Source organism: Qipengyuania atrilutea (genome assembly GCF_013370205.1).
GTDB lineage: Bacteria > Pseudomonadota > Alphaproteobacteria > Sphingomonadales > Sphingomonadaceae > Actirhodobacter > Actirhodobacter atriluteus.
In genome coordinates, this window is record NZ_JABWGV010000001.1 from 891693 (window position 1) to 916086 (window position 24394).

Here is a 24394-nt window from a genome sequence, read left to right on the forward strand (position 1 = left end):
TTTCGTGTTCGCGAGGCAGTCGCGAAACGGCCCGATGGCACGACGGTAGCCTTTCTAGGGAAGGTTGGCACGTAGTTCGTCGATCCACACATCCGCGACCGCGTCACTGGGCGCGCGCCAGTCGCCTCTCGGAGAAAGTGCGCCGCCGCTCGACACTTTGGGTCCATTGGGCAGCGCCGAACGCTTGAACTGGCTGAAGGTGAAGAAGCGCTGGCAGAATTTTTCCAGCCAATGCGCGATCGTATCGAGATCGTAGGCATTCTTCGCCGCTTCGGGAAATTCCAGCGGCCATTCGCCCGTGTCCTTATTTTTCCATGCATGCCAAGCGAGGAAGGCGATCTTGCTCGGCTTCTGCCCCCAACGGATGGTGTGGTGAAGGAAGAAATCGTTGAGTTCGTACGGTCCGATAATGCTCTGCGTCGATTGTATCTCGCCTTCCTCGCCCGCCGGTACGAGTTCGGGCGAAATCTCGGTATCGACGATCGCGTCCAAGGCTTTGTCGGCCTCCGGATCGAACTGGTTCGTGCGCTCGGTCCAGCGGATGAGATACTGGATGAGCGTCTTCGGGACCCCGGCGTTGACCGCGTAATGGCTCATCTGGTCGCCGACCCCGTACGTGCACCAGCCGAGCGCGAGTTCGCTGAGGTCGCCCGTGCCGAGCACGAAGCCCCCGTGGTGCCCCGCGAGCCGGAACAGGTAATCGGTGCGAAGGCCGGCCTGCACATTCTCGAACGTCGTATCGTATACCGGCTCTCCGCCCGCGAACGGGTGGCCGATGTCTTTCAGCATTTGCTCGGCTGCGGGACGAATGTCGATTTCCTCGGCCGTGATCCTGAGCGCGCGCATCAGGTCCCACGCATTGCCCTTCGTGTGATCGGACGTCGCGAACCCCGGCATGGTATAGCCGCGAATGAAACTGCGCGGCTTGCCCAGCCGGTCGCACGCCTTCGCCGCGACGATCAGGGCATGGGTGGAATCGAGCCCGCCCGATACGCCGATGACCAGCGATTGCGCATTTGTCGCTTCGATCCGCCGCATGAGCGCATCGACTTGGATGTTGAACGCCTCGTAGCAGTCCTCATCCAGTTTTTCCGGTCGGTTGGGCACGAAGGGGAATCGGCGGATCGGCCGGATCAGTCCGACATCACCGCGGGTCACGTCGTGCTCGAACGAGATGGTCCGGTACCAGTCTTCCGGCCGGCCGATCGCTTCTGCCGCAGTTCCGAACGTCTGCATGCGCATCCGCTCGTTGAGGATGCGGTGGGTGTCGATGTCGCTAACGCAAAGTTCGGCGTGGTGATCGAAGCGCACCGATTCGACCATGAGTTCGCCAAGCTCGTAGATCATGCCCTGTCCGTCAAAGGACAGGTCTGTGGTGCTTTCGCCGTAACCGCTCGCCGAATAGGCATAGGCCGAGACTGTTCGGCTCGATTGCGCGCGGCAAAGCATGTGCCGCTCGTCAGATTTGCCGATCGTGATGTTCGATGCCGACAGGTTCAGCAGGATCGTCGCGCCGGCGAGTGCGGCGCGGGTCGAAGGCGGATCCGGCGACCAGAAGTCTTCGCAGATCTCCATTCCGAAAGTGAAGCCCGCATGGCCCGTCGCCGAAAAGATCAGGTCTGTGCCGAACGGAGCCTCGGTCCCGGCGACCTCCATCACCAGTCCCTTGCAATGGCGGCCATGCGAGAACCAGCGCTTCTCGTAAAATTCGCGGTAGTTGGGCAGGAAGCTCTTCGGAATTATGCCGAGGATACGGCCGGCCTTGATGGCGACGGCGCAATTATAGATGCGGCCCTTGTGACGCAGCGGCGCCCCGATGACGAGCACGGCTGCGATATTCTCGCTTTCCTTCACGACTCGCGTCAGTTCGTTCTCCACCGCATCGAGCAGCGCCGCCTGTAGATGAAGATCGTCGATGGCGTAGGACGACAAGCACAGTTCGGGATAAAGCAGCAGGTCGACGTGCTTTGCATCGGCCCGCTTCGCTTCCTCTATGATCCCGTCCGCATTGTAGCGCACATCCGCCGTGCGCACCTTCGGCGTGCTCGTCGCGACCCGGACGAAACCGTGGGTGTGCAGGTCGTAAAAGGGGTGACCCTTCGTATCGCTCATGTTCGCGGCAGATCCTTGGCCAAGAGAGGAAACGGCTTTCACCTAACGCGTGTTGCCGATGCCAGCAAATCTGCTGAAGCGTTATCAGGCGGCCGCAAGGAGTTCTTCGGCCGGCGGGGCGCTTTCCAGATGATCGATCAGCCCGCGTTCGGCCCGCGTGCGCCACTTGGTCGTGCGCGGCAGGCGGAGGCCTTCGCGCCAGCTCTCCTGACTGTCGACAAGTTCGAAAATCGCCGGATGAATATAGCTTCGGCGCGTAACCGCAGGCGTATTGCCGAGGTGCTCGGCCACCCGTTCGAGCAGCGCCTTGATCGTCAGCTTTTCCTTGGCTTCCGCGAGCATCTCGAACGCCAGCACGGTCGCGTGCCAGGTGCGGAAATTCTTAGCGGTGAAGTGCTGACCCATCGTCTCGCACAGATAGTCGTTCACGTCGCTCGAGCAGACCTTGTGCAGTTCGCCGTCGTCATCGACGTACTGGAACAGGTTCTGTCCCGGCAGATCCTCCATCTTGCGCACGACCGAGGCCAGCGCGCTGTCGGTCAGCGTCATCTCGCGCATCTTGCCCGACTTGCCCTTGAAGCGAAGCTTGAGCGTCTTGCCCGTCACTTCGGCATGGCGGCGGCGGAGGGTCGTTGCGCCGTAGCTCTTGTTGCGCTTCGCATAGCCTTCGTTACCGACCCGCACCGCCCCGAGGTCGAGTAGCCGCACGACGCTCGCGATCGCACGCTCGCGGGTCAGCAGGCGTCCGGCCAGATCCTGCTCCACCCGCTTGCGCACGAGCGGCAGCAGGTTTCCGAAAACCGCGCAACCGTCGAACTTCTCGCTTTCTTTCCAGCTGCGAAAATCCGGGTGGTAGCGATATTGCTTGCGCCCTTTCGCATCGATGCCGGTCGCAAGAATATGGCCATTATCAGCGGGACAGTACCATGCGTCGGTATAGGCAGGCGGCAGCGCAATGGCGTTCAGCCGTTTGCGTTCTGCCGCGTCTCTGATGAGATAGCCTTCCACGTCGTAATATGACCAGCCCTTCCCAGACCGCTTGCGCGTAATTCCGGGCAGATCGTCATCTACGAAAATCAGTTTGGGAGGATGACTGGCCATGTTGAGCGAACGCCGCACCAGCCTTTCGGCTCCCGAGAAATAGCGGGACTTGCGGATTTGAGCCGCGCTCCCACCTGCACTGGCACAGGCAAAACGAAGGAACCGCGAATGTCCGATAGCACCTATACCCCGCCCGAAGTCTGGACCCACGATGCGGAAAACGGCGGCAAGTTCGCGAACATAAACCGGCCTACTGCGGGTGCGCGCGAAGAGAAGGAACTGCCCGTTGGCGAGCACGACCTCCAGCTCTACTCGCTTGCCACCCCCAACGGGGTGAAGGCCGGCATCATGCTGGAGGAACTGCTCGAGGCGGGCCACACGGGCGCGGAATATGATGCCTGGACGATCAACATCGGGGAAGGCGAGCAGTTTTCGAGCGGCTTCGTCGCGGTCAATCCGAACTCCAAGATACCCGCCCTACTCGATCGCAGCGGCGAAGAGCCGGTGCGCATTTTCGAAAGCGGCGCGATCCTGCTCTACCTGTCCGAGAAATTCGGCGCCTTCATGCCGGCGGGCAAGACCCGCGCCGAAGCGCTCAGCTGGCTGTTCTGGCAGATCGGAAGCGCGCCTTTCATCGGCGGCGGCTTCGGCCATTTCTACGCCTACGCACCGGAGAAATTCGAATATCCCATCAACCGCTACGCAATGGAAACGAAGCGACTGTTCGATGTCGCCGACAAGCGCCTCGCCGAAAGCGAATATCTCGCAGGCAGCGAATACACGGTCGCGGACATTGCTGCCTTCCCATGGATGGCTCCGTTCACGACGGGCGATATCTATAACGATGCGAAGACGTTTCTATCGATCCACGAATACGAGAATGTGAAACGCTGGGCCGATACGATCGCAAAACGCCCGGCAGTGAAGCGTGGGCGCATCGTCAACAAGACGTGGGGCGACGAAAACGCGCAGCTGCAGGAACGCCATTCCGCGGCCGATTTCGACGGCAAGGACGTCTGACCTGACGCGCCGGGAGCGCTAATCGGCCGCCCTGCCAAACACCCCCTTCACATGCGCTCCCGCCGCGTTATATGGAGCGCGCCTGGACACGGTTCGGGCATGCTGGGGTGTGGCCAAGTGGTAAGGCACCGGTTTTTGGTATCGGCATTCGCAGGTTCGATCCCTGCCACCCCAGCCATTTTTCTCAAACTGCGGTGTTAGGACGCGATAACCCCGTTCCGTTCGAGCGAGTTGGCGAGGATCGTCTCGATAAGCTGCGGATGCGTTAGGCCGGCGAGCTTGGCGGAGCGTCCGAAGACTTTCTCCGACCAAAGGTTACAGTTCAAGTTGACTTCTAAAAACTGCACTGCGCTGGTTTCCTCGTTCACCCGAAATTCGAAACGCCCGTAATCGAACGGATGGAATTCGCGGAACAGCTTACTTGTATATTCGGCGATCTTCTGCGCCACAGCGTCGTTCTCGAAGGGGTCGAGCGAATATTTTCCTGCACGATCAACGAGATCGCGCTTCTCATAGTAGGTCCGCAGGTGATCGGGATCACCTTGACGGAAAATCATCATCGGCATGATGACCGGTTCGCCGATGGTGATGCAGGGAACTTCCACATCACTACCGGACACGAACGGTTCGACAATCGCGTCATGTCCCTGGTCATGGATGCCCGCGACGCCCGCCTCGACTCCCTTCCAGTCGGTCGCATCGGTCACGCCCCAGCTTGCCGAGGAGGCATTTGGTTTTACCACCCATCGCTCGGCGGGCGGGCAGTAATCTTCCAGAACTTTTGCCCCGCGGCGATAGATCGCCCACGGCGCGGTCGGAACCCCGCGAGCGCTGACGGCAAGCTTGGTCAGGTGCTTGTCGTCTCCCAACCCCCGGATGATTGGGCTTCCGCCGAGAAATGGGATGCCGTGCCGCTGGCAAAGAAGGGGACCGAGCATTTCCGAGTTGAAGAAACCCGCCCGGTTGAGCAGCGGAAAAACGAAATCGACTTCGGGTTTGTCGAACAGCACCTCGAACCGGTCGGCAAGCATGAGGTTCAATCCCAGCCCCTCAAGGATCGTCCTTATTTCCTTGTGGTAGATTGCGTGATTGCCGTCGTCCGGATGCAGCGACCCATCGCCCAGCGCGTGCTTCGCAATGAAGAGCAAACGAACGCGTTCGCGGGTCTGATCGTCGATTTGCCGCGGCGTAATTGCGGAAGGATACAAGTGCTTCTCTTTCAATTTTTAGACGAGAAACCGATAGGGCTTCTGCTATCTTCGCCAATGGAAGTTACATGACGCCGAATCAACCGTTTCCCTACCTTTCCCCACGCGTTTCCGCTGACGAACCGGTCGCGGCAGTGGCGGATATCCTGACGACAGGCGGGGACGAGCGGATAGTGCTCGACCGGGCGGCGGGGTTGAACAAGTACTTTTCCGCGCCCTACCCGTCCAGCGTTCTTGCATACGCTTCATCGACGGCAAACGACCTGTCTCTTCCGGCCTTCAGGCACCTTTCTAAGACATGGGATGGAAAAACCGATTATGCTACCGCGCTGGAAGACCTGCGCGCCCGTATTCGTGCTGCATACGGGCTCAGCGCGCAGTACCCGGTCGCATTCGCAGCTTCGGGGACCGACCTGGAATATCTCGCTCTCGCAGCCGTGCATGCGGAGTACGCGGGCAAAGTGCATAACGTTCTTCTCGGAGCGGACGAAGTCGGCAGCGGCTGCATCCATTCCGCGCACGGGCGCTATTTCGCATCGTGCACGCCGCGCGGCGTTTCGACCGGTCCAGGATCCCCTGTCCGGGGGCTGGAAGACGTCACACTTACCGATATTCCCGTCAGGACCGCTAAGGGTGCCGTCCGCACCAGCGACGAGATTGTTGCGGCGATCGACGAACAGCTCACCTCCGCTGTAGCAGACAACAGACACACGCTGGTTCACGTAGTCCATGGATCGAAGACCGGCCTAATACTGCCCGATGCGGCGGGCCTTGGCGGGCTTCAGGAACGTTGGGGCGATCGGATGACGGTGGTCGTCGATGCCTGCCAAGCCCGCATTACGAGCGCGTCGCTGCAAACCTATCTGCAGCGCGGAGCCATCGTGCTCCTCACCGGTTCGAAATTCATGGGTGGTCCTCCGTTCAGCGGGTTCGCTATCTTCCCGTTAGGCCTCCTTGCGAGGGTCGCCGCCTTCCCGGCCGGACTGGCGACGATATTCGCGCGTGCAGAGCTTCCTTCCGAATGGAAGGGACTACAGATATTGCCGGATGAGCCGAATTTGGGACTTCTCGCTCGGCTCGAAGCATCGATTTTTGAACTTGAGCGGTTTCAGGCTTTGGCGTTCGAGAAGGTCGCCAGCGTTATCGCCGCGTTTCAGGAAGCCGTTCACTACGTTCTGGTGGGGCGCTTCGGATTGCCCCTCGTTGCTTCCGTAGAACATACCCGCGTTGATGCGGCCGATCGCCATATGCTTGCGATGCAGACGCTGGTCACTCTTAATTTGTCGGGACGCGCGCATTCCCGGACATTAGAGATGGCACAAGCGCTCCACCGCAAGCTGGCGTTGTCTGGCTTGCGGCTCGGTCAGCCAGTGCGCTGCATCCGTACGGAGAGTGGAGAATGGGGCGGAACAATGCGTGTCGGGTTGTCAATGCCGCAAGTGACCGCATTTGCCGAACTCGAAGAAGCTGCACTGTATTCTTCGCTCGCAGCCGAAATGGAGCAGATCGGTTTGGCACTCTCCATACGATCTCCCTGAACGCTTCCATCCCAAGCCCAACCCAGTTTCGGCGCGTAGCATACGTCGCTATCCCTTGTGCTGTTCTGAAAATTAGGTATGCTCCTTTGGCGAGCGCGGAAAACCGTGCCGATGTGGAGAGTTTGCGATGGCATGGGATTTCGAGACCGACCCTAAATTTCAGGAAAAGCTCGACTGGATGGAAGAGTTCGTCCGGGAAAAGGTCGAACCGCTCGGGCTTCTCGGCATTCACCCGTACGACGTAAAGAATCCGCGCCGGAACGCGCTGGTCCGGCCATTGCAGGAAGAAGTCAAGGCGCGCGGTTTGTGGGCCTGCCACCTGGGTCCCGAACTCGGCGGACAGGGCTACGGCCAGGTCAAGCTAGGCCTTATGAACGAGATTTTGGGCGGCGCCAGTTTCGCGCCGATCGTTTTCGGCTGTCAGGCTCCCGACACCGGCAATGCCGAGATCATTGCGCATTACGGAACTGCGGAACAGAAAACGCGGTATCTGCAGCCGCTGCTCCAGAACGAGATCGTTTCTGCCTTCTCCATGACCGAACCGCAGGGCGGATCGGACCCCACCAGTTTCGTCACCTCGGCCCGGCAGGACGGCGAGGAATGGGTGATCGACGGCGAGAAGTGGTTCTCCACCAACGGCAAGTGGGCCGATTTCCTCATTGTAATGGCCGTGACCGATCCGGACGCTCCGCGTCACGAACGCATGAGCATGTTCATCGTCCCGGTCGATACGCCGGGCGTCGAGATCATCCGCAACGTCGGCGTCTACGGACAGGAAGAGGGCTCGGAAAGCTACATCCGCTATAGCGGCGTTCGAGTCCCTGCGGACCATCTCCTGGGCGAACGCGGCGGCGCCTTCGCCATCTCGCAAACCCGTCTTGGCGGCGGCCGCGTCCATCATGCGATGCGCACGGTCGGCAACTGCCGGCGGCTGCTCGACGCGATGAGCCGCCGCGCCGTCAGCCGCAAGACACGCACCGGAACGATCGCCGATTACCAGGCGGTGCAGATGCATATCGCCGACAGCTACATCGAACTCGAGCAGTTCAAGCTGTTCGTCCTCAAGACCGCATGGATGATCGATAAATATCAGGACTACCGAAAGGTTCGGAAAGACATCGCCGCCATCAAAGCGCTGATGCCCAAGGTCTATCATGACATCGCGCACCGCTGCATCCACATTCACGGCTCGCTCGGCGTGTCGAACGAGATGCCCTTCGTCGGCAGCCTCATCGGCTCTATGGTCATGGGCATCGCCGATGGCCCGACCGAGGTGCACAAGGTCACGGTCGCAAAGCAGCACTTGCGTCAGTATCGCGATGTCGAGGATGCGATGTTCCCGGACTACTCGCTGATCGAACGGCGCGCGCGCGCGAAAGACATGTACGATCCTGTCGAGGATTTTATGGAGGCGGCGGAGTAAGCGCGGTGGCCATGCCCCCGATCACGCGCGGCCAACGCATCAGCTACGGTTTCGGAGCGGTAGCGAACGGCATCAAGAACGCCGCCTTTTCGACCTACCTCCTGCTTTTCTACAACCAGGTGCTGGGCGTTCCCGCCGCAATCGTATCGGGAGCGATTGCACTGACCCTGCTGATCGATGCCGTGGCCGATCCGTTCATCGGGCGCTGGTCGGATGTGACGCGTTCGCCCATCGGCCGCCGTCACCCCTTCATTTTCGGGTCTGCTCTACCCACGGCCGCGTTCTTCGTGCTGGCGTGGTTTCCTCCTGCGGGCCTGTCCGACTTGCAGATGGGCGTCTGGATTTTCGCCATCGCCTCGCTGACCCGAATGTCCATTAGCGCCTTCGAGATACCCTCGAGCGCCATGAATCCCGAACTGACCGAGGACTATTCTGAACGCACGAAGCTCTTCGGCCTCCGATACTGGTTCGGCTACGTCGGCACGTTCGGCTTCACGGCGTTCTCGCTCGCCGTCTTCTTCGTCGCCACGCCAGAATTCGAGCGCGGCCAGCTCAACCCCGAAGGCTACGTCAAATTCGCTTGGCTCGGCGGTGTGCTGATCTTCATCGCGATCCTCGTCTGCGGGTTCGGCACGCTGAAACGCGTTCCTTACCTGCGCCAACGCGACGAGTTAGGCGAAGGAGCCACCCCGCCCTCGCACCTGAAAGAGATGTTCAGCGCATTCCGCAACCGCGGCTTCCTCTCCATTTTTGGCTTCGGCGTTCTGAAATACACCGCGATCGGGCTGTACGCCGCAACGACGCTGTATTTCGGCACTTACGTCTTCAAGCTGGAGGCTGACCAGCTAGCCCTGCTTACCTTCGACAGCCTCGTCGCGGCTACAATCGCTGCGCCGCTTGCGCCGAAGTTTTCGGCTTGGCTCGGCAAGCGCAACACTTCGATGCTCATGGCAATCTTCGGCATTCTCCTAGGATTGTCACCGCTGGTACTTACCTATTTCGACGCGTTCTTCGCGCCCGGCGATCCGATGCTGCTGCCGACGCTGTTCCTCATCGGGGCGGTGTACGGGGCGATGATCGCGATTTCGCTCATCAACACCTCGTCAATGCTTGCCGATGTGGTGGAGGACCACGCGGTACGTACCGGCCAGCACACTGCCGGGGTGTTCTTCGCCGCCTCCAGCTTCATGCAGCAGTGCTCCACCGGGCTTGGCATTCTGGTTGCGGGTATCGTCCTCGAACTGTCGCAGTTCCCGGAGCAGGTCGCGGTATCGGACGTCACGACTGCAATGGAGAAGAGCCTGCTGATCCACTACATTCCGGCTTCGGCAGCCCTGTGGATCGTGGGCGCGCTGATCCTGCTGTTCTACCCGATTACCGAGGCTTCGCACCGCGAGAACCTCGAGCGGCTGCGGTCGCGGGAGGCGCAGGCGCGTGAGCAGACCATCAGGGACGGGGCCTTCGGGTCGCCGGCGCGCTAGGGCCATGGTAACGGATACCTCTGCTCCCAAGCTCGGTCTGTTCACCAAGCTTTTCTACGGGTTCGGCTCGGTCGGATACGGCGTCAAGGACGTCGCTTTCCGCTCGTTCCTGCTCCTTTACTACAACCAGGTCATCGGCGTCCGGGCGGACCTCGTGTCCTTCGCCATTCTGGTCGCGCTGTGCGTCGATGCCATCTCCGATCCGGTCGTCGGTCAATGGTCCGACACGCTGCGCACAAAGTGGGGCCGCCGCCACCCGTTCATGTTCCTGAGCGCGATACCCGCTTCGGCCAGCCTGCTGCTGCTGTTCTTTCCGCCGTCAGGCATGAGCGAGATGGGAATGTTCTGGTACATCCTCGTCGTGGGCTGCTGCGTGCGGACCTTCATCACCTTCTTCGAAATACCGAGCAGCGCCCTCGCCCCCGAACTGACGAGCGATTACGACGAGCGCACCTCCATCGCCAGCTACCGCTATTTTTTCGCCTATCTTGGCGGTGTCGGCATGGCTTTCCTGACGCTGCTGGTGTTCCTCGCGCCAACCGAAGAATATCCCGTCGGCCAGCTCAATCCCAACGGCTACGAGACCTTCGCCATCGTCGGAGCGGCAATTATGTTCGCCGCCATCCTCATTTCGAGCCTCGGGACGATCCACCGGATCAAGTATTTCAAGATGCCCCCGGCGCGGGAGAAGATCGGTGCCTTGAAGACGCTTGTGCAGATGAAGAGCACGTTCGGGCACAAGGGCTTTCTCGCCATCCTGTGCTTCGGCGTCCTGAAATATACCGCGGTCGGAATGACCTCTGCACTCAACATCTATTTCGGTACGTATCTGTGGGGTCTGAATTCCGCGCAGCTCGCGATCCTTACCATCGACTCTCTCGTCGGAGCGTTCCTGGCGCTGTTCGTCGCGCCGATCGCTTCTCGCAGGTTCGGCAAGCGCAACGCCGCGCTCGGCCTCGCGGTGATCGCAGTAATCTTCGGCAGCACGCCGTATCTGCTGCGGCTGAGCGGTAATTTCTTCGAGAACGGCGATCCGCTGCTCGTGCCGGCGATTTTCCTGTTCTCCGGCATCTTCCAGATGTGCGGCGTGTCGTCCGCGGTCCTGACCCACGCGATGGTCGGCGACGTGGTGGAAGAAAGCCAGCTTGCGACCGGACGCCGGAGTGAGGGCCTCTTCTACGCGGCGAATACGCTCATGCAGAAAAGCACATCCGGCCTCGGAGTGTTCGCGGCAGGTATGCTGGTATCTTTCGTCGGGATCGTGCCCGGCATGGACCCGGCGAGCATCGATCCGGCCATCCCCCGCGCGCTCGCCCTTGCCTATGTCCCGGCGCTGATCGTGCTATACATCGGCGGCGCGGGCTTCCTGTTCGGCTACCGGATCGACCGTGCGAGCCACGAAGCGAGCCTAGCCGAACTGGAAAAACGGCAGCGCGCCGCAGCCTACAACGCGGACCGGGTACCGGATCCGGCCGAATGACCTATTTGTTAGTTACCTATCGCGGGCCGCAGCGCCCCGCCAATTTCGCAGGAGAGCACCATGGCGACCCAACTTGATGTTGAACAGAAGAGCGATACGGAGGCCTTCCGCGACGAAGTCCGCCAGTTCATCGGAGAGAACTTCCCCGAAGAACTGAAGGGACAGGGCAATGCCATGTCCGCGGTCGAGGGACCGGGCGACGAAACCCCGGCACAGAAGAAATGGCGCGAGGCTGTCGGCGCGCGCGGCTGGGGCACGCCGACCTGGCCTTCCGAATATGGCGGCGGCGGATTGACGCGCAAACAGGCGGCGATCCTGAACGAAGAATTCGCGCGCGCCGGGGCGTACAACCCCATTGGCGGCATGGGCGTGATGATGTTCGGCCCCACCCTGCTCGAATTTGGCAGCGAAGAGCAAAAGAAGGAGCACATCCCCCCTATCTGCCGCGGCGAAGTCCGGTGGTGCCAAGGCTATAGTGAACCCAATGCCGGCTCCGACCTCGCAAACCTTCAGACGATGGCAGAGGACAAGTGCGATCACTACGTCGTGAACGGCCAGAAGACATGGACGAGCGGCGGCCAGTGGGCCGACAAGTGCTTCTGCCTCGTCCGCACCGACCGCTCCGACAAGCATAAGGGCATCAGCTTCCTGCTGATCGACATGGATGCGCCGGGCGTCGAGGTCCGGCCGATTCAGATGATCAGCGGTCTCAGCATGTTCTGCGAAACCTTCTTCGACGACGTGAAGGTGCCGAAGGAAAACCTCGTCGGTGAGGAAGGCCAGGGATGGACCATCGGCAAGCGGCTTCTTCAGCACGAGCGCACGAACTTGTCGGGCGGCGGCAGCATGGCGCGCCTCATGGGCGCCAGCCTGTCCGATATCGCCAAGAAATACGTCGAGACAGACGATAACGGGCGGATCGCGGATGCAGTGCTGCGCGACAAGATCGCCGACTTCGAAATCCGCTGGAACGCGTTCCTGCTGACCGCACGGCGTGCGGCCGAGGAAAGCAAGGCCGAGGGCGGCGTATCCGAAATCAGCTCTGTGCTGAAGAAGGTCGGCACGAAACTCGGGCAGGAACGGGCCGAACTCGCGATCGAGATCATGGGAATGCAGGGACTTGGCTGGGAAGGCGAAGGCTTCACAGAAGCGGAACTCTCCGGCGTGCGCGCATGGCTCTTCGGCAAGGCAACGACGATCTACGGCGGCTCGACCGAGATCCAGAACAATATCATCGCCAAGCGCGTGCTCGGCATGCTCGATCACCAGTAAGATAACGGGAAAGCACCAGACATGGCAGTTCTCAACGACGAACAGGAAATGCTGCGCGACATGGCGCGCGAGTGGACCACGAACGAAAGCCCGGTCACCGAATGGCGCAAGGTTCGCGCCGCGGGCGACCCGCAGGCGTGGGACAGTTCGGTCTACGCCACGATGGCGGAGATGGGCTGGACCGGGGTCATCATCCCCGAAGAACATGGCGGTTCCGACTTCGGCTGGCTCTCTGCTGGCCTCGTGGTCGAACAGCTCGGCAAGACACTGACCGCCAGCCCGCTGGTCGCCACTACTATCGCTGCGTCCGCCATCATCCTCGGCGGAAGCGACGAGCAGAAAGCGGAATGGCTGCCCAGGATCACTTCCGGTGAGGTAGTCGCCACTCTGGCGGTCGACGAAAGCGCTCGTCACGATCCTTCGAAGATCGAGGCGGCCGTATCGGACGGCAAGCTGTCGGGAACGAAGAAGTTCGTCCACGAAGCCCACGGCGCAGGTCTGTTCGTCGTCGCGGCGACAGACGGATTGTATCTCGTACCGGCTGGCGATGGCGTGACGCTTCACAACCGCAGTCTCGCCGACCAGCGCAATCACGCCGACGTCGAATTCAGCGGCGCGGCCGCGCACAAGCTGGCAAGCGGCGGGGACGATCTGCTCGAACAAGTGCTCGACCGCGCGCGGGTTCTGACCGCCTGCGAGATGCTTGGCATGGCGCAGCAGGTGTTCGATACCACGCTCGATTATCTGAAGCAGCGCGTGCAGTTCAACCAGGTGCTCGCGACCTTTCAGGCGTTGCAGCATCGCATGGCCGATCTGTTCGCCGATCTGGCGCTGATGCGCTCCGCCGTCGAGGGCGGATTGCAGGCGCTTGACGCTGGTTTCCGGACCAGTCAGGCTGCGACCATGGCGAAGGCGGAAGCCAACCGCGTGCTTCATCTCGTCAGCAAGGAAGGCATTCAGCTGCACGGCGGCATCGGCATGACCGACGAGTACGATGTCGGCTTCTATCTGAAGCGGGCGCGCGTCCTCGAAGCGAGCTTCGGCAGCACCTCCTACCTCAAGGACCGCTACGCCAGTCTGAGCGGCTATTGAGGCTTTGGACCCGCTCGGGGATCCCGATGGTCTGGACGATCCGGCCAGCGCGCAACGCCGCGCGCTGGCCGAACACGCGCGGTTCGTCGACGACAATCTGAAGCGCAACTACCGCGCCAACTTCATTCACGGTGTGCTGGGGATGACGGGTTTCCGTCTGATCTATGCGCCGACGATCATTCCCGCTTATTTGCTGTTGTTGACGGGCAGCACCGCCGCAGTCGGTCTCGGCGCGGCGCTGCTGCAGATGGGGGCGACCATCAGCCCGATCGCCAGCGGATCGCGGATCGAGCACCGCAGCCATATCCTGCCTTATGCGATCCGCGTCGGCTCGCTGATGCGTCTGATGATTCTTGGCTTGGCGCTCACGGGATACTTCCTGACCGGCAATGCGCTGCTGTTCGCGACCTTCGCCTGTTTCCTGCTGCTCGGTTTCTTCACCGGGGCGCAGAGGGTCGCGTTCCAGATGCTCATGAGCAAGCTTATCCCGATCCGCAAGCGCGGCCGGCTGCAAGGCTATCGCAACTTCGCCGGCGGGTTGATCGCGGCAATCCTCGCATGGGCTGCAGGCAACTATCTCATTGCCGACGAATGGCTCGGCAACGGCTACGCAACCACATTCCTGTTTGCGTTTCTTCTGACCAGCGCAGGGTTGGTCGTGCTAAAGACCATGATCCGCGAGCCTGCGGCCCCAGTATCGCGGCCGCAAATGCCGATGATGCAGCGCATCAGGCAATTTCCCGAACTGCTGTCGGACCGGGACTTCGCCTGGTTTTCGGTCGTCCAGTGCTTTTCCGTCATGGCGCGCGTCGGCGGCCCGTTCTGGACGGTTTACGCAGGGACCCAGCTCGGTCTCGACGGAGCACTGATCGGCGGGCTCAGCTTCGTCTTTCTTGGATCGGACACGGTATCGAACGTACTCTGGGGGCCGCTCGGAGACCGCTGGGGCTTCAAGCTGATCTACGGGCTGGCGCTTGCCAGTTCGATCGCGGGGGTCGCGCTGCTCATCGTCGGGAGCACTGCCGTGCCCATCTACGCGGCTTTCGTCTGCCTCGGCGTTGGCGGTTCGGGCTGGATGTTGGCGTCCACGACAATGGTCCTCGAGTTCGGGCAGACCGAAGACATTCCGATGCGCCTCGCCTTCGTCACGACATTGGAAGGCGCGATTGCGGCAGCCGGTCCGATCGCTGCGGGTCTGCTGGTCGCGGCGAGCGGATTCATGCCGCTGTTCGCCATCGTTCTGGCAGCGCTCGTGACAGCGCTGATCATGCTGGTCGTGAAGGTCGGCGAGCCGCGTAACCGGGTACCCGTTTAGTCGTCAGGCCGCTTTGGCGAGAATGCCTTCGCTGAGGACGGACAGATATGTCCTGATTGCCTCGTCGCCGTCATCGAAGCGAGCCGCCCAGCGCCGTGCCTCATATGCGCCGTTCAGCGTCGACATGATGATCTGGCTGGCGACGAGCGGATCGACCGGCTTCACCGAACCCTCGACGATGCCGTCGATCAGAAAACCGGCAAAGCGCCGCGCGAGCCGGTTCGAGCGCATGACCACATCGGTCTTGTGCTCGCTGTCGAGCGCCTGCAGCGCAGTCGTTCGCAGCAGCGGCATGGGGTCAAAAAACTGAACGTCGGCAAGTTCGTGCAGCACGCTTGATAGCCGGGTCCAGTAATCGCCCTCCAGTTCGAGCCCGACCATCTGCACCTTCGAAAGCCGGTCGTAGCTGCGCTGGAAGCATTCCATAACGAGATCGTCTTTCGCATCATGGTGATGGTAGAAGCTGCCTTTCGTCACATTGAGCGCTTCCGCAATCCGGTTGACGGACGCACCGCGGTAGCCGCGCTCGTTGATCATGACCGTCGCGGCGCGGAGGAAATCGTCGTTCTGCTGCGTGGCCTCGTCGTCGCTGGTCCGCCAAGCGCCGCCGTCGAGCGAAAGCGGCTCCCACCGGCCCGGTTTTGCCGGAATGCCGGTACACAATATCTCGACGATCTTTTTCTCGACCCGCGGGAAATCTAGCACCGAATAGCGCAGCGACCAAACCGGCCACCAGAGCATCGCTTCGATAAGGATGTGCGCACGGACCGAAAACAGCGCGTACTCCTTGTCGTCCTCTGGCTCACCGAAGAAACTGCGCACGTCGTTCACGACTTCGCGGTACTGCAGCAGAAGGTCGTCCTGATACTCCTGGTCGAGCGAGCGGATCTCCGACAGCGCGGTCATCAAGCCGCGTTCGCCGCGCCGGATCCGGTCTCGCAGTGCAACGTGCAGTGACACGAACTTCGCAATCCGCTCCTGCGGCGTTTCCTCGGCCAGCGCTTCGGATGCCATCGACTTCAGAAGTGCAATCGTTTCCTGGTAAACGGTGACGATCAGTTCGTCCTTGCGCGGGAAATAGTACGTGACACTGGTCGCGTTCAGGCCGATCGCCCGCGCGACCTTGGTCAGCGTGGTCGCCTTCACCCCCGCCTCGTTTATGAGAACCGATGCTGCATGAACGATGGCGCTGCGCTTCTCGCCGAATTTCTTTGTCACGTCGGACTTCTTCGCCATCCGCTTCCCCGTCACGGCCGACCTACATCACTGTCCGCCCCGCGCCAACGGCACGGACGGCGCTGTCCTCAGAAGAAGCTGCCGAGTTCCTTCTTCAGTATCTTTCCGTTCGCATTGCGCGGCAACGTCTCTTCAGAGAATGCGATTTTGACCGGCACCTTGAACTTGGCGAGGCGCTTGCCGACCCATTCCCTGAGTTCTTCCTCGCTCGCTTCCATGCCAGGCGCCAAGTGAACGACCGCCGCCGGTTCCTCGCCGAGCTGCTGATGCGGCAAGCCGATCAGCGCAGCGTCGGTCACCGCAGGGTGGTCGTAGAGAACGTTTTCGACCTCGGATGAATAGATGTTCTCGCCTCCGCGGATGATCATGTCCTTCGCGCGGTCCGCGATATAGCACCAGCCCTCCTCGTCGAGCCGGGCGAGATCGCCGGTCCTGACCCATCCGTCGACGAAAGTTTCTGCCGTCGCTTCGGGATTGTTCCAGTAACCCTTCACGACCATGGGACCGCGAGCCCATAGCTCGCCGATTTCCCCGACGGGCAGCTCACGCGTGCCATCTTCGCTCATGATCTTGAGATCGGCGACGGCCACCGGCGGGCCGCAGCTGTCGGGCCGGTTGAGGTAGTCCTCCGACGAATGGCCGGTCACCGTCGCCATCGTCTCGGTCATACCCCATCCGTTCCCGGGCAGCGCGCCGAAGACTTCGCGGATCTTGCGCACCAGTTCGGGTGCTGCAGGCGCGCCGCCGTAAGCAATCGCCTCGATACTGGAGAGGTCGTAATGCTTGCGCTCGGGATGTTCGAGAAGCTGCCATGCGATCGTCGGAACGCCGCCGGTCGAGGTAACCTTCTCTCGCTCGATGATCTTGAACGCTTCGACCGGGTCCCACTTGTACATATAGACCATCGTGTTTCCGGCAGCGAGATTGCCCATCAGTCCCGCCGAACACGCGGTGACGTGAAACAGCGGAATAACCGTCAGGCCGGTCTTTGGCTGCGGTTCGGGAATAGCCTCGCCGCGGCGAAGGATCGCGCAGCCTGCGCCGAACCCGCTGGAGAGGATGTTTGTGCATAGATTGCGGTGCGTGCCTAGCGCCCCCTTGGGCTTGCCGGTCGTACCGCTCGTGTAGAAGATTGTCGCATCGTCTTCTGGCACTATCTCGACGCTTGGAAGCGTGCCGTCCGGAAGATCGGGATATTCTGGCGGCGCGCCTATAAAGTCCTCGAGCCGCTCAGCTCCTTCGAGCGGCTGTTCGGAGCGAGCCACGAAGACCGTTTCGAGATCGGGACACTCGCCGCGGTGTGCAACGATGCGCTCCCAGCGTTCCTCGTCGCAGACCAGCAGTTTCGTGCCCGAATCGCTCAGCCCGTAGGCGAGTTCGGGTCCGGTCCACCACGCGTTCAGCGGCACGCAGATGGCGCCGATCGTTACTGCCGCAAAGAACACGACCGGCCATTCGGGCAAATTGCGCATCGCGAGCGCGACCCGGTCGCCCTTCTCGACGCCCCGCGCCTGGAACTCGTGCGCAAGCTTTGCGACTGCCCGGAACCACGCATCGTAAGTCATGCGCTCGTCTTCGTAGATTACGAATTCGCGGCTGCCGTGCGACTTTCCGAGCAGCGCAACCGCGCGCAGGTTCGGCGGGGCGTTCTTCCATACCCGCAGCTTCACGCCCCGGATGTCCACCTCTTCCATTTCGAAGCGCTGGCCAGGCGCGGTCAGAAGTGCCTTGCATTCCGCGCGGGTACGGGCCGGCCAGCCGGGAGGCGGCACCCATCCGATGGCCGAGGCGAGATTGGGCTGCTTCGCTGCGCTTGCCATTACAGCACCTCGAAAAGGCCGGCGGCGCCCATGCCGCCACCCACGCACATGGTGACGACGACGTGTTTGACGCCGCGCCGCTTCCCCTCGATCAGGGCGTGGCCGACACAGCGCGCGCCGGTCATTCCGAAAGGGTGGCCGATGGAGATGGACCCGCCGTTGACGTTCAGCCGGTCGTCCGGAATGCCAAGCTTGTCGCGGCAGTACAGGACTTGCACAGCGAATGCCTCGTTCAGCTCCCACAGCCCGATATCGTCTATTGAAAGTTCGAAACGTTCGAGCAGCTTGGGAATGGCGAACACGGGGCCGATCCCCATCTCGTCCGGCTTCGTCCCCGCGACCGCCATACCGACGTAGCGGCCTAGCGGTTCGAGCCCCCGCGCCTTGGCAACTTCCGCTTCCATGAGCACGCTCGCAGCCGAACCGTCGGCCAGCTGGCTGGCGTTTCCGGCGGTAACCGTGTGTCCCTCGCCCATTACGGGTTCGAGCTTGGCCAGCCTCTCGGCCGTCGTATTCGGACGGTTGCAATCGTCCATCCCGATCGTCACGTCCTGCTGCGAGACCTCGCCCGTTTCGCGGTCTTTTACATCCATTACCGTGGAGACTTCGATAATCTCGTCGTCGAGCTTCCCGGCTTCCTGCGCGGCGGCGGTACGCTGCTGCGACTGTAGCGAATAAGCGTCCTGCTCTTCCCGGCTGATGCCGTAGCGTTTAGCCACGACCTCGGCTGTTCCAATCATCGGCATGAAAATGTCGGGATGCATCTTAAGCAGTTCTTCGTCGCGTTGCGGCTTGCCTGCTGCATTACGGATCGCGGTGATCGATTCCACGCCGCCAGCAACGCAAATGTCCATCCGGTCGACAATGATCTGCTTCGCCGCGGTCGCGATCGCCATCAGCCCGCTCGAACACTGGCGGTCGATCGTCATTCCGGCGACATCGACGGGAAGGCCCGCCTTCAAAGCGATCTGACGCCCGATGTTGAAGCCCTGCGCCCCGCCCTGGCTGGCGGCGCCCATCACCACGTCCTCAATCTCTCCGCCTTCCAGCCCGGCGCGCTCGACTGCTGCTTCGACCGACCACGCGCCGAGCTGGACGGGATGTGTCGCGTTGAAAGCACCCCGGATGGATTTAGACAGCGGAGTACGGGCTGTAGACATGATGACGGCGTCGCGCATTTCCTGGACATTCCTTTCCCATTTGCCGACTCATTGGCTGGCTTTCGAAGAAGCCTACCCCCGAAAGGACTTTCGAAGCAAGGTTTGCAAAATCTTTTCTGAATTTCGGGTACGATGTTTGAATTGCCGCGAAAATGCGTTAATGCGCACCGCATAAAGAGAAGGTATGGCTGCATTCAAGCGCAGCGAGGGAGAGACAGTTGGAGATTCGCGACGCGGAAACGCTGGGTTTCGATACGGAGCGGCTCGCCCGGATCGGACCGTTTCTGGACGAGACCTACCTCGAAAGCGGCAGATTGAAGAACGTCCAGTTGCTGGTGTCGCGCGAAGGCCAGCCGGTCTATTATCACGAAGGCGGAACGCTTCAGGGCGATGATACCGCCATGCGCGAAGATGCGATCTTCCGCATTGCCAGCATGACCAAGCCCGTGACTTCGGTCGCATTCATGCAGCTCGTCGAGCAGTGCAAGGTTGCACTCGATGACCCGGTATCGCGCGTCCTGCCTGAATGGGCGGACCTCGGCGCATACGCCGGCGGCGGAGGGTCGCTCGGTTTCGCGCCGATGCGCCGCGGCCGGGCGATGCGCTTCGTCGATCTGCTCACCCATATGTCGGGTCTGACCTACGGCTTTCAGAACCGGACCAGTGTCGATGCAGCCTACCGCAAGGCGAATATCGACACGTCGCGCGATACGATGACGTCGGACGACTACGTACAAACACTCGCCAAGATACCGCTCGAATTCGAGCCGGGAACGCGGTGGAACTACTCGGTCGCGACGGATGTTCTGGGCATCTGCGTCGAGCGGCTGTCCGGAATGCCACTGGGAGAATATTTTGAGAAGCATATCTTCGCGCCGCTCGGCATGGAGGACACCAGCTTCGATCTCGATCCCGCGAAACAGGATCGGCTCGCAGACGCCTACGGCTACCGCCCCGGTAATGCGCCGCGGCTGATCGACAAGGGTACGGAAAGCCGCTTGGCACCGAAAGCCTCCTTCCATTCGGGCGGCGGCGGTCTGCTGTCGACGATCAGGGATTACGACCGCTTCTGCACCATGCTGCTGAACAAGGGCGAATTTGGAGAGAAGCGGATCATCGCTCCCAAGACCCTCGACCTGATGACTGCGAACCACCTTCCCGGCGGCGCGGATCTGACGCAAATGAGCGAGAGCCTGTTCAGCGAAGCAAGCAATTCCGGCACTGGCTTCGGCCTCGGCTTTGCCGTCGTTACCGACCCGGCGCGAACGCTGATGTCGGCGAGCAAGGGCGAGTTCTACTGGGGCGGCGCCTATTCCACCGCATTCTTCATCGATCCGCTCGAGAAGATCACCATGGTGTTCATGACCCAGCTTTATCCGTCTTCCACCTATCCCATCCGCCGACAGCTCAAGACCTTGATCTATTCGGCGCTCATCCACAGCAACGCCTGAAGGAGCCATCCAGTATGACGTCACCCATCCGCACCGAGAAGCACGACAATGTGCTCGTCATCATATCCGACAATCCGCCGGTGAACGCGCTTGGCCAAGCAGTGCGCGCCGGCCTCGTAGCAGGTATCGAGGAAGCCCTGTCGGACGACAGCGTCGAAGCCGTAATTATCCGCTGCGATGGGCGCACTTTCTTTGCAGGCGCCGACATCACCGAATTCGGCAAACCGCCTCAGGGTCCGAGCCTGCCGGACGCGCTCGACCGGCTCGAAGCGAGCGACAAGCCGGTGGTTGCCGCAATTCACGGCACCGCGCTCGGCGGCGGCTGCGAAGTGGCGCTTGCCTGCCATTACCGCGTCGCCGTACCGAGCGCCAAGCTCGGCCTTCCCGAAGTCAAGCTCGGTCTCATCCCCGGTGCCGCAGGTACGCAGCGCCTGCCCCGCCTTGTCGGAGCGGAAGCCGCCCTGCCCCTTGTCGCCATCGGCAATCCGATCCCGGCCAAGAAGGCGAAGGATATCGGGCTGGTCGACGAACTCGTGAGCGAAGATGCACTCGAAGCCGATGCCATCGCGTTCGCCAAGTCGAAGATCGGGCAGCCGGTTCCGCGCTCCAGCGAAGGCAACGCCAATCAGGACGGTATCAAGAACCCCGATATTTTCGATGAATTCCGGGCGAAGAACGGGCGCAAGATGCGCGGCTTCGATGCGCCGAACGCAGCGATCGAAGCGGTCAAGACGGCGGGCGAGAAGTCCTACGAAGAAGGCGCGAAGCGCGAACGCGAACTGTTCATGCAGCTGATGACCGGCACGCAGTCTAAGGCGATGCGGCACTACTTCTTCGCCGAGCGCGCTGCCAACAAGATCGACGACGTACCCGCGGACACTCCGCTGATCGACATCAAGAAGGTTGGCATCATTGGCGCAGGCACGATGGGCGGAGGCATCGCGATGAACTTCTTGTCGGCAGGCATTCCCGTCACGATCCTCGAAATGAAGCAGGATGCGCTCGACCGCGGGACCGGAGTGATGCGCAAGAATTACGAGAACACGGCGAAGCGCGGCCGCATGACAGACGAGCAGGTGGAAGGCGCGATGGGCTCGCTGACCCCGACGCTCGATTACGGCGACCTTGCCGACTGCGACCTCGTTATCGAGGCGGTGTACGAGAACATGGACGTGAAGAAGGAAGTCTTCACGAAGCTCGACGAAATCGTGAAGGACGGCGCGATCCTGGCTTCGAATACCAGCTACCTCGACATCAACGAGATTGCCTCGGTCACGAACCGTCCGGGCTATGTCATCGGCCTGCACTTCTTCAGCCCGGCCAACGTCATGAAGCTGCTCGAAGTCGTGAGGGGAGAGAAAACGCGCGACGATGTCCTCGCGACATCGATGAAACTGTCGAAGAAGATCGGCAAGGTCGCCGCGGTGTCGGGTGTCTGCCCCGGCTTCATCGGCAACCGAATGCTTTCCAAACGGCAGGAGCAGGCTAATAAGCTTATCCTCGAAGGCGCGAATTACTGGGACGTCGACGATGTGCTGCTCGAATTCGGCTTTCCGATGGGTCCGTTCCAGATGGGCGACCTCGCCGGGATCGACATCGGCTGGCACCGCGATCCGAGCAAGGTCACGACCGTCCGCGAAGCACTCTGCGCGGTAGGCCGCTTCGGTCAGAAGGCCGGCAAGGGGTTCTACGACTACGACGAGAGCCGCAACCGCACGCCGTCCGACGAGGTGAAGCAGATTATTTCCGACTTCGCCGAGAAGGAAGGCACCAAGCAGCGCGATATCTCGAAGGACGAAATCCGCGAACGGCTGCTTTACCCGATGGTGAACGAGGGCGCGAAAATTCTCGACGAAGGCATGGCGCAGCGCGCGAGCGACATCGATGTCGTCTGGATCAACGGCTATGGCTGGCCGCTCTATACCGGCGGTCCGATGTTCTGGGCGGACACGATCGGGCTCGATACCGTCGTTGCCGGACTGGAAAAGCACGACCTGCCGGTCAGCGACTACCTCCGCAAGAAAGCCGAAGCAGGCAAAACGTTCAACTGATCGCCGCTACGATCTGACCTCGAAAGGCCGGCGTTCCCGATGGAGCGCCGGCCTTCTTCGTTATCCCCTACTGTTCCGGTCGCGGCAATTCACGGATGACTTTTTCTGGATCGCTGACGAGGCGCGGTTCGACGTCCAATTCCATCACCATGCGGTCGGCTGTCGTGTAGGGCTCCCATTCGGGGAGCAGTTCCGACGAAGGCGTGCCGGTCTTCGCGAATGCGATCCAAGCGTCGCTCATCATGTCCGCCATCGTCTTTGCATCGTCGCCCGTTCCGACGAACACCGCGGATTCGGCAGCGTTGTCGAACATCAGTGGAATATCGAGCGTGTGCGGGCTGCGCAACATGCCGCCGCCGATGGGTGTTTCCCACGTAAGCCGGTAGACATAGACCGGCGCGCTCGCAGTCCGGCTCTGCTGATCGGCAAGCAAATAGGTGCCTCTCGCAAACCGCGTTCCCATGGCGATGGCGGCCAAGTGGGTCGGTGAATAGTCCGGATACATCGCGCGGTACGCCTCGACCGCGCCAATCGCTTCCGGTCCCATCGCTGAAGTCATTGCCTGAAGCGTGCCATCGGTCAGCCGACCGAACCACGGCTGCGCTGCCAGAAACAGCGTCATCTCGTCCTTGTTGTACCCGATCAGTACCGGAATATCGCGCGACTGCTCAGGCGCGGCGGGAAGGAAGGGATCGCGCGGTATGATCGTGCCGTCAGCGATCGGTCCGAACTGCGGACCGCGTCCCATCGCGCTTTCGGCCGGCGTCGCGAGCCTTACCGCGTCGACCAGTTCCTCGCTTCTGAGCGCGCTCAGGTCCTCGAGTGTTTCCACGCCCGCCTCGGCCAGTATCCGGTCGGCATAGTCCGCCGCCTCGTCCGGCTTTCCGCTATAGACGCCAGGGCCCGACTGGATAACCGCCTTGTCGAACAGACCGTCCGCCGATGGCATGGCCATCAGGTGGCTTACCTTGGAGCCGCCGCCCGATTCGCCCATGATAGTGACGTTGTCCGGATCTCCGCCGAATGCCGCGATGTTGTCGCGGACCCATTCTAGCGAGCGAACGAGATCGAGATTGCCGACATTCCCGGATGCCGCGTAGTCCTCGCCGAACTTGCGCGCGAGATTGAGGTAACCGAACGCGTTGAGCCGGTGATTGACCGTCACGACGACGACGTCGCCCTTCTCGGCAAGATTGCGCCCGTTATAGGCCGGCCAGCCGCCGGAGCCGTAGGAATAACCGCCGCCGTGGAACCAGACCATGACCGGCCGCTTGCCGCCATCGCCCGCCTCGGGCGTCCAGACATTGAGGAACAGGCAGTCCTCGTTGTCGATCTTGGCTTCGGTCGAGGTCGGGAAGATCGTCTGTATCTGCCGCGTCATTTCGGAGGCGTTCGGTCCGCTTGCGGAATACAGCTGCATACACGGAGCACCGTAGCCGGTCGCGTCGGCTACGCCTTCCCAGCGTTCGGGCTTTTCTGGCGGCATGAAGCGAAGCGCGCCGATCGGCGGCGCTGCATAGCGGATGCCCAGAAACGCATCGATGCCGCCCTGCTCGACGCCCTGCACCTGACCGCCTTCGGTGTCGACGACCGGCGTCGCTACGGTCTGAGCCAGCAGCGGCTGCGCCAGCACCAGCGCAATCAGCGCACCCGCTTTTCCAATCATTTTCGTCATAACGAACATCCTGTTTTCA

The 24394-nt window shown here is 61.5% G+C and carries 17 protein-coding genes and 1 tRNA gene; 11 read left to right on the forward strand and 7 right to left on the reverse strand.

What is annotated here, in order from left to right:
- Positions 1 to 54 precede the first annotated feature (54 nt).
- Entirely contained in the window at positions 55 to 2112 is a 2058-nt protein-coding gene (locus HUV48_RS04420) for an NAD(+) synthase (protein WP_176266518.1), read from the reverse strand.
- A gap of 84 nt (positions 2113 to 2196) precedes the next feature.
- On the reverse strand, positions 2197 to 3213 hold the full coding sequence (locus HUV48_RS04425) for a DNA topoisomerase IB (protein WP_176266519.1): 1017 nt from the start codon (positions 3211 to 3213) through the stop codon (positions 2197 to 2199).
- Between the two features lie 108 nt (positions 3214 to 3321).
- Here HUV48_RS04425 and yghU point away from each other — a divergent pair, with 108 nt between their 5' ends.
- Together yghU and HUV48_RS04435 are read left to right on the forward strand one after the other, a co-directional pair.
- Positions 3322 to 4173, forward strand: coding sequence for a glutathione-dependent disulfide-bond oxidoreductase (gene yghU, locus HUV48_RS04430; protein ID WP_176266520.1), 852 nt, complete (start codon positions 3322 to 3324; stop codon positions 4171 to 4173).
- A gap of 103 nt (positions 4174 to 4276) precedes the next feature.
- Positions 4277 to 4351 (forward strand) — tRNA-Gln (locus tag HUV48_RS04435).
- A gap of 19 nt (positions 4352 to 4370) precedes the next feature.
- Here the strand turns inward: HUV48_RS04435 and HUV48_RS04440 are convergent.
- Positions 4371 to 5381, reverse strand: coding sequence for a D-alanine--D-alanine ligase family protein (locus HUV48_RS04440; RefSeq protein ID WP_217906661.1), 1011 nt, complete (start codon positions 5379 to 5381; stop codon positions 4371 to 4373).
- A 68-nt stretch (positions 5382 to 5449) separates the two neighbouring features.
- Between HUV48_RS04440 and HUV48_RS04445 the strand changes: the two genes are divergently transcribed.
- From HUV48_RS04445 to HUV48_RS04475, 7 genes are all read left to right on the forward strand, one after another.
- Positions 5450 to 6919 carry a hypothetical protein gene (locus tag HUV48_RS04445; protein ID WP_176266521.1) on the forward strand — a complete coding sequence of 490 codons (1470 nt, stop codon included), beginning with the start codon at positions 5450 to 5452 and terminating at the stop codon, positions 6917 to 6919.
- Positions 6920 to 7046: 127 nt separating this feature from the next.
- Positions 7047 to 8342 carry an acyl-CoA dehydrogenase family protein gene (locus HUV48_RS04450; protein WP_176266522.1) on the forward strand — a complete coding sequence of 432 codons (1296 nt, stop codon included), beginning with the start codon at positions 7047 to 7049 and terminating at the stop codon, positions 8340 to 8342.
- An 11-nt stretch (positions 8343 to 8353) separates the two neighbouring features.
- On the forward strand, positions 8354 to 9823 hold the full coding sequence (locus HUV48_RS04455; protein ID WP_176266712.1) for an MFS transporter: 1470 nt from the start codon (positions 8354 to 8356) through the stop codon (positions 9821 to 9823).
- Positions 9824 to 9827: 4 nt separating this feature from the next.
- Complete coding sequence (locus tag HUV48_RS04460; RefSeq protein WP_176266523.1) at positions 9828 to 11303, forward strand: MFS transporter; 1476 nt, start codon at positions 9828 to 9830, stop codon at positions 11301 to 11303.
- Between the two features lie 60 nt (positions 11304 to 11363).
- Positions 11364 to 12575 carry an acyl-CoA dehydrogenase family protein gene (locus HUV48_RS04465; RefSeq protein WP_176266524.1) on the forward strand — a complete coding sequence of 404 codons (1212 nt, stop codon included), beginning with the start codon at positions 11364 to 11366 and terminating at the stop codon, positions 12573 to 12575.
- A gap of 21 nt (positions 12576 to 12596) precedes the next feature.
- Positions 12597 to 13667, forward strand: a complete 1071-nt coding sequence (locus HUV48_RS04470; protein ID WP_176266525.1) for an acyl-CoA dehydrogenase family protein — start codon at positions 12597 to 12599, stop codon at positions 13665 to 13667.
- 4 nt (positions 13668 to 13671) lie between these two features.
- Complete coding sequence (locus tag HUV48_RS04475; RefSeq protein ID WP_176266526.1) at positions 13672 to 14982, forward strand: MFS transporter; 1311 nt, start codon at positions 13672 to 13674, stop codon at positions 14980 to 14982.
- Between the two features lie 3 nt (positions 14983 to 14985).
- On the opposite strand, the gene HUV48_RS04480 is transcribed toward HUV48_RS04475, so the two are convergent.
- From HUV48_RS04480 to HUV48_RS04490, 3 genes are all read right to left on the reverse strand, one after another.
- On the reverse strand, positions 14986 to 16200 hold the full coding sequence (locus HUV48_RS04480) for a TetR/AcrR family transcriptional regulator (protein WP_318656040.1): 1215 nt from the start codon (positions 16198 to 16200) through the stop codon (positions 14986 to 14988).
- Between the two features lie 86 nt (positions 16201 to 16286).
- Positions 16287 to 18038, reverse strand: a complete 1752-nt coding sequence (locus HUV48_RS04485) for a class I adenylate-forming enzyme family protein (protein WP_176266528.1) — start codon at positions 18036 to 18038, stop codon at positions 16287 to 16289.
- The gene (locus HUV48_RS04490; protein WP_176266529.1) at positions 18038 to 19216 is read right to left on the reverse strand and encodes an acetyl-CoA C-acyltransferase; all 1179 of its coding nucleotides are present in this window, start codon (positions 19214 to 19216) and stop codon (positions 18038 to 18040) included. The genes HUV48_RS04485 and HUV48_RS04490 overlap by 1 nt, the downstream gene beginning before the upstream one ends.
- 200 nt (positions 19217 to 19416) lie before the next feature.
- Between HUV48_RS04490 and HUV48_RS04495 the strand changes: the two genes are divergently transcribed.
- Both HUV48_RS04495 and HUV48_RS04500 read left to right on the forward strand, forming a co-directional pair.
- Positions 19417 to 20649 carry a serine hydrolase domain-containing protein gene (locus HUV48_RS04495; protein ID WP_176266530.1) on the forward strand — a complete coding sequence of 411 codons (1233 nt, stop codon included), beginning with the start codon at positions 19417 to 19419 and terminating at the stop codon, positions 20647 to 20649.
- A gap of 14 nt (positions 20650 to 20663) precedes the next feature.
- The gene (locus HUV48_RS04500; protein ID WP_176266531.1) at positions 20664 to 22700 is read left to right on the forward strand and encodes a 3-hydroxyacyl-CoA dehydrogenase NAD-binding domain-containing protein; all 2037 of its coding nucleotides are present in this window, start codon (positions 20664 to 20666) and stop codon (positions 22698 to 22700) included.
- 67 nt (positions 22701 to 22767) lie between these two features.
- On the opposite strand, the gene HUV48_RS04505 is transcribed toward HUV48_RS04500, so the two are convergent.
- Positions 22768 to 24375 (reverse strand): carboxylesterase/lipase family protein, encoded by a 1608-nt coding sequence (locus HUV48_RS04505; protein WP_176266532.1) that lies wholly within the window; start codon positions 24373 to 24375, stop codon positions 22768 to 22770.
- Positions 24376 to 24394 lie beyond the last annotated feature (19 nt).